The organism is Peribacillus sp. NPDC097225, assembly GCF_044761955.1.
Lineage (GTDB): Bacteria > Bacillota > Bacilli > Bacillales > DSM-1321 > Peribacillus.
This window is the reverse complement of sequence record NZ_JBIWDJ010000012.1, coordinates 42,013-53,255: the sequence shown is the minus strand read 5'-3', so window position 1 is coordinate 53,255 and position 11,243 is coordinate 42,013. Positions and strand designations below refer to the sequence as shown.

Sequence of the window (11,243 nt, the reverse complement as noted above, 5' to 3'; positions counted from 1 at the left end):
GGGAGCAAGCTCCCATCGATTCGCTCGACTTGCATGTATTAGGCACGCCGCCAGCGTTCGTCCTGAGCCAGGATCAAACTCTCCGAAGAAATGTTCGACTTGCTCATTTTGCTTTTTTATAGTGTGTGCTCACTCAAAATTTACGTTGGCGCTTTGTTTTGTTCAGTTTTCAAAGAGCAATGCCTTACGACAGCTTATTTATTATAACATCTTGTTAACTCAGAGTCAAGAACTTTTTAAAACTTTTTCGAAGTTTGTAATCCGTGTGAAACTCGTTCGTAACAACAGATATAAATATAACATCATTACGCAAACTGCGCAATACCTTTTTTAAAGTTTTTTTGAAATAGCAAAAGTTTTTATTTAAAAGCTAAAAATCAAACCCTAACAACCTAACAAAATTATAATCAAAAAACAAAAAACCGATTTAGAACAGTGTGCCATGAGTCGCTGCTCATATACACACTTCCTAAATCGGTTCTGATTCACCGGTTTTCCTTATGGCTTAACGATGTCTCATTAACGGGAATAACAGAACATCACGAATCGAAGGCGAATTCGTCAGCAACATAACCAGACGGTCGACCCCAATTCCCAATCCTCCGGTTGGCGGCATACCATATTCTAAAGCCTCCAAGAAGTCCTCATCCATTTCATGAGCTTCGTCATTTCCTTGCTCACGCTCTTTCAATTGTGCCTCAAAGCGTTGGCGTTGATCAATTGGATCGTTTAATTCCGTGAATGCATTCGCATGCTCTCTTCCCACTATGAACAATTCAAATCGATCAGTAAATCGATCATCCTCTGGGTTTTTCTTCGCTAAAGGTGAAATTTCTACTGGGTGTCCATAGATGAATGTAGGTTGGATTAACTTATCTTCTACTTTTTGTTCGAAGAATTCGTTAACGATATGACCAAATTCCATGGACTCTTTCACTTCAATCCCATTTTCCTTCGCAAGTTGTTGCGCTTCTTCTTTGCTCATAGTAGTCCAAAAGTCTACACCAGTATATTCTTTTACAGCATCAACCATATGGAGTCTTTTCCACTCTGGTTTTAAATCGATCTCATATTCTCCGTACTGGATAGTTGTGGTTCCAAGAACCTCTTGTGCAATATGGGCAACCAAGTTCTCTGTCAAGCTCATGATATCCTTATAATCCGCGTACGCCTCGTATAATTCAATAAGAGTGAATTCCGGGTTATGTCTAGTGGAGACCCCTTCATTCCTAAATACTCTACCGATTTCATAGACTTTCTCTAAGCCGCCGACAATCAGGCGTTTCAAGTGAAGTTCAATGGCAATCCTTAAGTTTAAGGGCATATCCAATGCATTATGGTGAGTCAGGAATGGGCGTGCAGCCGCTCCACCTGCTACAGAGTGCAATAGCGGTGTTTCCACTTCCAAATATCCTTGATCGTCTAAGTAACGTCTCATAGCCTGCACAATACGACTGCGCATGATTAAAGTGTTTTTACTTTCTTCATTTGTAATTAAGTCAACATAGCGTTTCCGGTAACGCTCCTCTACATCCTTCAAACCGTGGAACTTATCGGGAAGTGGGCGCAATGCTTTAGAAAGGAACACATATTCTTTAGCTTTAATGGAAAGTTCGCCGACTTTCGTTTTAAAGATGACACCCGTGATTCCCACAATATCACCAAGATCCGTTTGATTGAAAATTTGGTATGACTCTTCTCCAACCTTATCTAAGCGGACGTATATTTGGATTTGGCCACTTATATCTTGTATATTGGCAAAACCAGCTTTCCCTTTACCACGTTTGGTCATGACACGACCTGCAATGGTAACTTCTATTTCTTTCTCCTCTAACTCTTCTTTTTCCAATGCACCATATGCATCAACAATCTCCTGCGAAGTATGGGAACGCTCGAACCTACTGCCGAACGGGTCTTGTCCATTGTCAATCATAGCCTGCATTTTGTCGCGTCTTACCTGCAGTTGGTCATTCAATTCTTCATGACTCACGAAAATCATCTCCATCTCTATTAATCAAAGCCTCATATAACTATTTGAACTTTCTAATTGCATACCTATTTATTCTTACATAAAGTAAAGGATTTCAACAGCTTTTTATCTTAAATTCTAATATATGGACAGATAAAAACTGCCAGGTTCACTGGCAGTTTTCGATAAACGTATTATAGAAAAACAGGAAGGTAATGTCAAACATCAAACCATTTGGATGTTTTGTTCCCTCGCTTCACATTCATCAACGAGTCCATACAGAAGTCGCGTAACATCTTCTCTAGTCTCACATTCATTAATACCTTTACGTGCTTTTGCATTGCCTTTGACACCTTTAAGGTACCAGGCAGCATGCTTGCGCATTTCACGGACAGCAACATGCTCATTTTTCAACGCTATCAGACGATCCATATGAAGAATGCATACATCCATCTTTTCACGGACTGTCGGCTCATCCATCAATTGTCCAGTTTCCAAATACTTCACTGTCCTGTATATCATCCACGGGTTCCCTAAGGCCGCCCGACCAATCATGACTCCATCAACGCCAGTTTCCTTTAGCATTCTTTCAGCATCTTGCGGGGTTTCCACATCACCGTTTCCAATCAAGGGAATGTTAATGGAATTTTTCACTTCTCGAATAATGTCCCAATTAGCTTTCCCTTCATACAATTGAACCCGGGTTCTGCCATGAAGGGAAATTGCCTTGCCCCCTGCACGTTCTACCGCTTTGGCATTCTCAACAGCAAATACATGTTCATCATCCCAGCCAATGCGCATTTTAACAGTAACAGGTTTATCTACGGCATCCACAACTGCCGAAACCATCTCATATATCTTATTTGGGTCAAGTAACCATCTTGCACCGGCATCACATTTAGTGATTTTCGGGACAGGGCATCCCATGTTGATATCAATGATGTCTGCCGTTGTATTTTTATCTACAAACTTCGCTGCCTCAACTAGATTTTTCTTTTCACCACCAAAGATTTGCAAGCTTAGCGGTTTTTCTCTTTCATCTATATAAAGCATATTCAGCGTTTTGGCATTTTGAAGAACGATTCCCTTGTCACTTACCATCTCTGCGCATACCAATCCTGCACCGAACTCTTTGACAGTCAAACGAAAAGCCGAATTACATACCCCCGCCATCGGAGCCAGAACTACCCGGTTCTTCATTTCAATATCGCCTATTTTTAACACATCGTGACCCCCTATACCACTCTTTCATTTATCCTCAAGTGGTTGCAGATCCTCAATTGAAACTTTAAGAACATCCACCACTTCTAGTAAAAATTCCTCTGTGGGATTTCGGTTCCCTCTTTCAACTTCACCCAACAAAGAAACAGAAACACCCATCTCTTTTGCGAACTCCTCTTGGGTAAAACCTTTTAACTTTCGAAAAGCGCGAATACGCCTTCCCCATTTTTCAGCTTCCATAATCGAACTCCTTCTTTATCCGGAATCTTTTCAAGCAGGTCGCTCAAGGATGTATTCATTTTCGGAAGAATTATATCTGATTCCAATTCCATTAAAGGAATAATCACAAATGCTCTTTCATGCATCCGAGGATGAGGGATTGAAAGAATCTCCGTCTCAACATTTTCATGATTATATAACAAAATGTCAAGGTCTAACGTACGAGGACCCCATCTAACATTCCTTTTTCTTCCTAATTCTTGTTCAACTTGCATGCATGCTCGCAATAAGTCCTCTGGTGTTAAATCGGTTTCCACCTTAATGACAGCATTCAAAAAACAATCCTGGTCAGTATATCCGACAGGGTCCGTTTCATATAATGATGAACAAGAGACAAGTTTAATATGTGGATCTTCACTCAATAATTGGAAAGCCCTTTGAAATGTATCGAAGCTCTCCCCCATGTTCGAACCAATTGATAGATACGATATATTTTTCATTTTAGCGTCCCCTTACAATCTCTATGGCAACCGATTCATAGTGTCCTGCTATAGGAGGGTCTGGTTTATATATCTTCACTGTACACACCATGATCTTCGGAAACTTGGTGAGTAACTCCGATGCAATCCTTTCTGCAACAGCTTCCACCAGCTTGTACGGTTCCCCTTCAACAATACCTTTACAGACTTCATATAATTCACCATAATTAATGGAGTCTTCGAGATTATCGCTCATGCCCGCTTTGGCCAAATTCGCTTCTACAGTCAGATCCACCCTAAATCGCTGGCCAAGCTTTGTTTCTTCCGGAAATACACCATGGTATCCGTAGAATTCCATCTTATTCACAAATATCTTATCCATTAAACTCACCTTTTCCTATAAGAGCATCCATCATTTTAGCTGTACGTCCCATTTCCTTTACATCATGCACCCGGACCATTTGGCAGCCCTGAAGAATCCCATGACATATCGTTGCTGCCGTCCCTTCCAAACGTTCATGTGCCGGTAGATTAAGAACTTGTCCGATCATGGATTTTTTCGATGTAGCGAGCAGTACTGGATACCCTAATGATACCAGCTTATCAAGATTCCTCATCATTTCCAAATTCAGTGTCAAATCTTTTGCAAACCCGATACCTGGATCTAGAATGATATTCTCATCCAAGACTCCCTCTTTCTTCACAATCCTAATGCTTTCGAATAGATCTTGCAAAGAATCACGGATAAATTGTTGGTACTCCATATTGTCTCGGTTGTGCATTAAAATAATCGGAACTTGGTACATAGCCGCTACCTTTGCCATATGTGTATCTGCTTTTGCTCCCCAAATATCGTTCAGGATGTGCGCTCCTGCTTTCAATGCCGCTTCTGCAACTTTGGACTTGTACGTATCAACGGAGATAGGAATTTCAAAAGTACGGGAAATCGCTTCAATGATAGGTACGACACGTTCTATCTCTTCCTCATCCGTTATCCGTTCATAATTAGGCCGGGTCGACTCACCACCGATGTCCAAGATATCCGCACCATCTTCAACCATCTGCTCAGCATGTCTTAATGCAGCATCTACCCGATTATATTTTCCTCCATCGGAAAATGAATCAGGCGTAACATTTAAAATCCCCATAATTAAAGTCTTTTTGCCGTAATCCAATTCTAATGAACCGCATTTGATCTTCGATGTACTAGCTAATGACATAGGACGTTCTCCTTCATTAAAAAATCTACGTATATATATGAGTTTACCTATATACCCAGGCAAAGCGCAAGCACCTTAAAATCCAGAACCTCATTACTACACAAAAAAGAGAAGCAAAGCACCCTAGAGGTGCTTTGCTTCTCGGTTAACTTTTACTCTTATTCAAAGTTATACAAAGGTGTACTTAGGTAACGCTCACCATTACTTGGAATGATTACAAGGACTTTCTTGCCTTTTCCTAGTTTCTCAGCAACTTTAACAGCGGCAGCGATAGCCCCACCGGATGAAATACCACCTAGGATACCTTCTTCTTTTGCAGCACGACGGGCGTATTCAAAAGATTCATCCGTGTTTACTTGAATAACTTCATCATAAAGATCTGTGTTTAAAATGCTAGGAACGAATCCTGCACCGATTCCTTGAATTTTATGTGGGCCGGGGTTTCCTCCTGACAATACAGGTGAATCGGCAGGCTCTACAGCGTAGATCTTAATATCAGGATATTTTTCACGAAGTACTTCACCTGCACCAGTAATCGTACCGCCCGTTCCAATTCCTGCGATAAATGCATCCAGGCCATCTTCACCAAACGCTTCAATGATTTCTGGACCGGTAGTATTACGGTGAACTTCAGGGTTCGCTTTATTTTCGAATTGTTGTGGAATGAAGTATCCGTGTTCTTTAGATAACTCAGTCGCTTTAGCAATGGCACCCTTCATTCCTTCAGGTCCAGGCGTTAGAACTAAATCAGCTCCATAAGCACGAAGCAAGTTGCGACGTTCCAAGCTCATCGTTTCAGGCATTACAAGGATTGATTTATACCCTTTTGCTGCAGCTACCATCGCAAGGCCAATCCCAGTGTTACCACTTGTAGGCTCAATGATCGTATCGCCTTGTTTAAGATCTCCACTTTTTTCTGCGGCTTCGATCATAGCAAGAGCGATTCTGTCTTTAACGCTGCTCCCTGGGTTAAAATATTCAAGTTTCAAATAAATATCTGCACTATTTTCGTTTTGAAGCTTGTTTAATTTTACTATAGGCGTTTGCCCGATTAATTCCGTTACTGAATTAACTATACGTGCCATGTTCTCCACTCCTTTTATTAATACCGAGTATGTTTATTGGTTTTATTAATTTAAAGTTACCAGTTTCACTAGTTCGTTGTCAATGTTTATCTGCAATTTTCTAAATTTTCTTTTATATCCTTTTACCTACTTTTGATCTTCTGATCCATATACCCAATCTACATCAAACTCATCCCAGAAAATCTTACCGGATACCGGCGCCTGGATTTGTTCCAAGGCTTTTTGGCGGCGTATTTGCTCTTTTACTTCCTTATACGAGTATTGCCTACCGTCAATTTTCTCATGTAAATAGAGAACAGCCCATCCTTCATCCGTCTCAACCGGTTGGCTCCAATTTCCCACCTTTAACTTTTCGGCAGCGGAAATATATGCTTTCGAGATTTGTTCATTATCCTGCGATATATACCCCATGTCTCCCCCTTGATTTGCTGTGAATTCATCAAGAGATTTCTCCATGGCTAACACAGGAAATGAAACGCCTTTATTCAGTTCTTTTATTATTTGCTCTGCTTGAGCCTTAGTCGATGTAGTTATTTGAGAAATATGATAGGTAGTGGGTATTCGATAGATGTCCTTATTATTCTCATAATAGTCCTCCATGGTCGCTTCTGAAACTGTGACATCCTTTGTAAGCAGCTTCTCGAGCAGGAGATTCGATTGAATTTCCTGCTTCCATTGGGCTTTGCTTTTACTTAGATTCTGACCAGCAGTTCCATACATCGTTTTCATCATCTTCAGTTCCCGATCCACTTCATCTTCGGATATGGTCACTTTGTATTTTTTCGCTGCTTGTCCCACTACTTCTTTATCAACCATTTCCTCAAGCACGTCTTTACCATATCGTTTTTCAAGTTCATTGATCCATGCTTCCCGGGAAATATCTTTAGAGCCAATCTTCGCTGCCGTTTCCTCTCCTAAAGTGATTTTGGAAGCGATGAATGGCCAGATGACAAAGATTAGGATTGTCAATAGGTTCAACAAGGCAAGACCAGCAATGATTGCCCTAAGCTTTTGTTTAGACAAAACCCTTTTCTCCCGTCTTTTTTTTATTTTTGTGTTTCCTTTTCTAGTTCTTCAAGGTCCTCTTTGGAAAATTGGTATGTCTCATTACAGAAATGGCATTGGGCCTCAGCCTGTCCTTCCGTCTCGATGATATCCCTGATTTCCTCTTGCCCGAGGCTTATTAAGGCATTAGAAATCCTTTCCCTTGAACATGGGCATGAGAATTCTACATCTATTTTTTCTAGAACCTGTACATTTCCTTCCCCTAATAGTTCTGTTAGGATTTCTTCCGGAGTTAAACCATTTTGAATCATTTTAGAAACAGGAACGATGGTGCTTAGACGTTGTTCGATTTTCGTAATTGTTTCGTCAGAAGTACCGGGCATTAGTTGGATGATGAAACCACCTGCGGCTAGAATCGAGTTATCAGGATTCACTAATACGCCCACTCCCACCGAGGAAGGTACCTGCTCTGATGTTGCAAAATAATACGTGAAGTCTTCACCTAATTCTCCCGAAACTAGAGGAACCTGCCCAGAAAAATTATCACGTAAACCAATGTCTTTCACGACGGTTAATAACCCCTCGGTTCCAACCGCTCTTCTGACATCCAATTTTCCTTGTTCATTTAAATCAAAGTGAGTTTGTGGGTTCGTTACATATCCACGCACTTCCCCCTTTGCATTACTATCAACAAGGATGGAGCCTATAGGTCCTCCGCCCTCGATTTTAATCGTAAGCTTTTCTTCACCTTTCAACATGGCACCCATCATTACTCCGGCAGTCATAGCACGCCCAAGTGCAGCCGATGCTGTCGGCCAGGTATAATGCCTCCGTTGCGCTTCCCCTACAGTTTCTGTTGTGGAGACCGCATACGCTCGCACTTGACCTTCATATCCTAACGCCTTTATTAAATAATCTTTCATTTATATGTCCTCCCATGCTGTTTTTTTAGGTTTACTTCTTTACTTGCTCTCGGTTCCTTTTGTAAATTAGCTGTAGGCCTTTTAATGTTAAGAAGGGCTCCACAACATCGATAACTGTGGATTCATTGGCAATCAACGTGGCCAATCCACCAGTGGCAATGACTGTCGGCTCTAAATTACTTTGTGCTTTCATGCGGTTTACGATTCCTTCGACTTGGCCTACATACCCGTATAAAATACCTGACTGCATGGCCGAAACCGTATTTTTACCTATTATTCCGTCTGGACGGCTAATTTCAATTCTCGGTAGCTTGGATGCTTTCGAGTAAAGCGCTTCTGTAGAAATTCCGATCCCCGGGGCGATTGCTCCCCCCATGTACTGCTTTTCCTCATTTATATAACAATATGTCGTTGCGGTTCCAAAATCGACGATGATGAGAGGGCTTCCAAATTCCTGTATGCCTGCTACGGCATTCACAATTCTGTCCGCTCCCACTTCGCGAGGGTTTTCATACTTTATATTCAATCCCGTTTTAATACCAGGTCCAACGATAAGTGGTTTGATTCCAAAGTATTTTTTGCACATGCGTTCAAGCGCAAACATTATAGGCGGTACAACCGATGATATAATGATGCCGTCAAATTGGTCGAATGAGAGACCTTCATGTTGCAGTAAAGACTTTATGACCATTCCATACTCATCTTCTGTTTTATTGCGGCTTGTTTCAATTCGCCAATGATATTTCAGTATTTCTTCATCGTATACGCCTAATACAGTATTCGTATTCCCAACATCTAGTACAAAAATCATTGTTTTCACCACTCCGCTAAATTATTCTCCCACATCATACCATACTGTTATTTTCGATGCTATTAGTCGCGCTTCTCAAAAGGTAAAAATATGCCAGCTGAAAATTTTGTAGGCTTTCTCATATTTATAGTGTAAAGAAAAGGGTATTTCCGAGGAGGAAATACCCTTTTGGTTTCAAGTCAACTTACAACTTTTTATTGTCATCTTCTTTTGGGAAAGAAAGTGGCTTATCTTGAGGTGTACCTTCTTCAATCGGAGGTGTATTCAATCCTTCCTCCGTTATCTCAAGGTCCTCAGGTTCTCTTTTATCCAATGGATCTAAAAGAGCCTCTTTTTCCTTTTTCGTATTGATGTTAACTTTTACGTTTTCATCAGTAGTCAAATTCCCATTAAGAGCTGTATAATCCCGTTCTGGTAATTTACCATCTTGGAAAAGCCCTTTGATTTGTTCTGCATCCAGCGTTTCCACTTCTAGCAGGGTCTTGGCAACCAAATCAAGTTTTTCACGATTTTCAGTAAGGATTTTCTTACATCTTTCGTAAGCTTCTCTAATGATGCGTTGTATTTCCAAATCAATCTCATAAGCGATTGCATCGGAATAGTTTTGGTCATTATTGAAGTCGCGGCCCAAGAACACCTGTCCTTGTGAATTTCCAAACTGAAGAGGTCCAAGTTTACTCATTCCATATTCCATAACCATACTACGGGCAATGCCTGTCGCACGTTGGAAGTCATTATGAGCACCCGTACTCACTTCACCAAAAGTAACTTCTTCGGCTACCCTACCACCTAAAAGACCAACGATCTTATCTTTTAGTTCAGGCTCGGTCATGAAGAAACGGTCTTCTTTCGGAAGCATGACGGCATATCCACCAGCTTGACCACGAGGGACAATCGTAACTTTATGAACCACTTCTGCATCATCGAGGACCAGACCGATAATTGTATGACCCGCTTCATGCCAGGCAACAATATTCCGTTCTTTTTTCGATATCACACGATTTTTCTTTGCAGGACCTGCAATTACCCGATCCGACGCTTCATCCAAATCGGACATATCGATTTTTTTCTTATCTTGACGGGCTGCAACAAGAGCCGCCTCATTCAGTAAGTTTTCAAGATCGGCACCCGAGAATCCAGGTGTACGTTGAGCGATTGCTTTTAAATCCACGCTTTCTGCTAAAGGCTTGTTACGAGCATGAACTTTCAATACTTCTTCACGGCCTTTTACATCTGGGCGCCCAACTGTAATTTGACGGTCGAAGCGGCCAGGTCGTAGCAATGCTGGATCCAATACATCTGCACGGTTTGTTGCGGCGATGATGATAATGCCTTCATTTCCACCGAAACCGTCCATTTCAACAAGCAATTGGTTCAACGTTTGTTCACGTTCATCATGACCGCCGCCAAGGCCTGCGCCCCTTTGACGACCTACTGCATCGATTTCATCAATGAAGATGATACATGGTGCGTTTTTCTTTGCATTTTCAAATAAGTCACGAACACGAGATGCACCGACACCAACGAACATTTCTACGAAATCAGATCCACTGATTGAGAAGAAAGGCGTGCCTGCTTCACCAGCTACCGCTCGTGCAAGTAAGGTTTTACCTGTACCTGGAGGACCCACCAATAGGACCCCTTTAGGAATACGGGCACCAAGCTCAGCAAATTTGCGAGGGTCTTTTAAGAATTCCACGACCTCTACAAGCTCTTGCTTTTCTTCGTCTGCCCCGGCAACATCATTGAAACGAACTTTCTTCTTATCATCGTTATACAGCTTCGCCTTACTTTTCCCGAAGTTCATCACTCGGCCGCCACCGCCGCCTTGTGCTTGGTTAAGTAAAAAGAAGAATAGTATGAAAATGATTACAAATGGAATGATCGAAGTAAAGAATGTAACCCAGCCACTTGTTTGTTTTGGAGGTAAAACATCAACAACTTCAGTACCTTGTTTTTCTACAGCTTCGCCAATGCGACTCTGTGCATACTCACTAAATGGAACGTATGCAACAAAATACTTGTTTTCATCATATTCCTTCAGCTTCCCTGTAATTTCAAAAACACTGCCTTCGGGTTGCATCGTTAATGACTTGACGTCCCCACTCTCCAAATGCTTATAGAATTGATCTTGGGTCAATTTTTCCTGAGGTTCATTGTTATTGTTAAAGATGCTCACAATCCCAATGATGACTAAAAATATCAGTAAATAAAATATGGTATTACGGAAGATCCGATTCATCCCTTACCTCCTCCCACGGGTAAACAAACTATAGTAAATATTATCATACAAAATTAATGAATTACAATA

Annotated in this window: 11 protein-coding genes and 1 rRNA gene; all 12 read right to left on the bottom strand. The window is 41.3% G+C overall.

Annotation, left to right across the window (positions count from 1 at the left end):
- Positions 1-89, bottom strand: a 16S ribosomal RNA gene (locus tag ACIQXH_RS19570); the annotation flags it as partial.
- Between the two features lie 416 nt (positions 90-505).
- Positions 506-1,999, bottom strand: coding sequence for a lysine--tRNA ligase (gene lysS / locus ACIQXH_RS19565; protein ID WP_402875958.1), 1,494 nt, complete (start codon positions 1,997-1,999; stop codon positions 506-508).
- Positions 2,000-2,194: 195 nt separating this feature from the next.
- Entirely contained in the window at positions 2,195-3,193 is a 999-nt protein-coding gene (dusB, locus tag ACIQXH_RS19560) for a tRNA dihydrouridine synthase DusB (RefSeq protein WP_402875956.1), read from the bottom strand.
- 24 nt (positions 3,194-3,217) lie between these two features.
- Positions 3,218-3,430, bottom strand: coding sequence for a helix-turn-helix domain-containing protein (locus ACIQXH_RS19555; protein ID WP_402875955.1), 213 nt, complete (start codon positions 3,428-3,430; stop codon positions 3,218-3,220).
- Positions 3,382-3,909, bottom strand: a complete 528-nt coding sequence (folK, locus tag ACIQXH_RS19550) for a 2-amino-4-hydroxy-6-hydroxymethyldihydropteridine diphosphokinase (RefSeq protein ID WP_402959614.1) — start codon at positions 3,907-3,909, stop codon at positions 3,382-3,384. Before folK ends, ACIQXH_RS19555 begins: the two co-directional genes overlap by 49 nt.
- 1 nt (position 3,910) lies before the next feature.
- Positions 3,911-4,270: a dihydroneopterin aldolase gene (gene folB / locus ACIQXH_RS19545; RefSeq protein ID WP_402875951.1), complete on the bottom strand. Its 360-nt coding sequence runs from the start codon at positions 4,268-4,270 to the stop codon at positions 3,911-3,913.
- The gene (folP, locus tag ACIQXH_RS19540) at positions 4,263-5,108 is read right to left on the bottom strand and encodes a dihydropteroate synthase (RefSeq protein ID WP_402875949.1); all 846 of its coding nucleotides are present in this window, start codon (positions 5,106-5,108) and stop codon (positions 4,263-4,265) included. Before folP ends, folB begins: the two co-directional genes overlap by 8 nt.
- Positions 5,109-5,266: 158 nt before the next feature.
- Complete coding sequence (gene cysK / locus ACIQXH_RS19535; protein WP_402875947.1) at positions 5,267-6,193, bottom strand: cysteine synthase A; 927 nt, start codon at positions 6,191-6,193, stop codon at positions 5,267-5,269.
- A 126-nt stretch (positions 6,194-6,319) separates the two neighbouring features.
- Entirely contained in the window at positions 6,320-7,216 is an 897-nt protein-coding gene (locus ACIQXH_RS19530) for a peptidyl-prolyl cis-trans isomerase (protein WP_402875944.1), read from the bottom strand.
- A 23-nt stretch (positions 7,217-7,239) separates the two neighbouring features.
- Entirely contained in the window at positions 7,240-8,121 is an 882-nt protein-coding gene (hslO, locus tag ACIQXH_RS19525; RefSeq protein ID WP_402875940.1) for an Hsp33 family molecular chaperone HslO, read from the bottom strand.
- A gap of 31 nt (positions 8,122-8,152) precedes the next feature.
- On the bottom strand, positions 8,153-8,932 hold the full coding sequence (locus ACIQXH_RS19520; RefSeq protein ID WP_402875963.1) for a type III pantothenate kinase: 780 nt from the start codon (positions 8,930-8,932) through the stop codon (positions 8,153-8,155).
- Between the two features lie 184 nt (positions 8,933-9,116).
- Entirely contained in the window at positions 9,117-11,174 is a 2,058-nt protein-coding gene (gene ftsH, locus ACIQXH_RS19515; RefSeq protein ID WP_402875938.1) for an ATP-dependent zinc metalloprotease FtsH, read from the bottom strand.
- Between the last annotated feature and the right edge of the window lie 69 nt (positions 11,175-11,243).

Excerpts from the sequence above, each read along its gene's own strand:
- lysS (WP_402875958.1), bottom strand. The coding sequence starts at position 1,999 with ATGATTTTCGTGAGTCATGAAGAATTGAATGACCAACTGCAGGTAAGA.
- ACIQXH_RS19555 (WP_402875955.1), bottom strand. The coding sequence starts at position 3,430 with ATGGAAGCTGAAAAATGGGGAAGGCGTATTCGCGCTTTTCGAAAGTTA.
- folK (WP_402959614.1), bottom strand. The coding sequence starts at position 3,909 with ATGAAAAATATATCGTATCTATCAATTGGTTCGAACATGGGGGAGAGC.
- folB (WP_402875951.1), bottom strand. The coding sequence starts at position 4,270 with ATGGATAAGATATTTGTGAATAAGATGGAATTCTACGGATACCATGGT.
- folP (WP_402875949.1), bottom strand. The coding sequence starts at position 5,108 with ATGTCATTAGCTAGTACATCGAAGATCAAATGCGGTTCATTAGAATTG.
- cysK (WP_402875947.1), bottom strand. The coding sequence starts at position 6,193 with ATGGCACGTATAGTTAATTCAGTAACGGAATTAATCGGGCAAACGCCT.
- hslO (WP_402875940.1), bottom strand. The coding sequence starts at position 8,121 with ATGAAAGATTATTTAATAAAGGCGTTAGGATATGAAGGTCAAGTGCGA.
- ACIQXH_RS19520 (WP_402875963.1), bottom strand. The coding sequence starts at position 8,932 with ATGATTTTTGTACTAGATGTTGGGAATACGAATACTGTATTAGGCGTA.
- ftsH (WP_402875938.1), bottom strand. The coding sequence starts at position 11,174 with ATGAATCGGATCTTCCGTAATACCATATTTTATTTACTGATATTTTTA.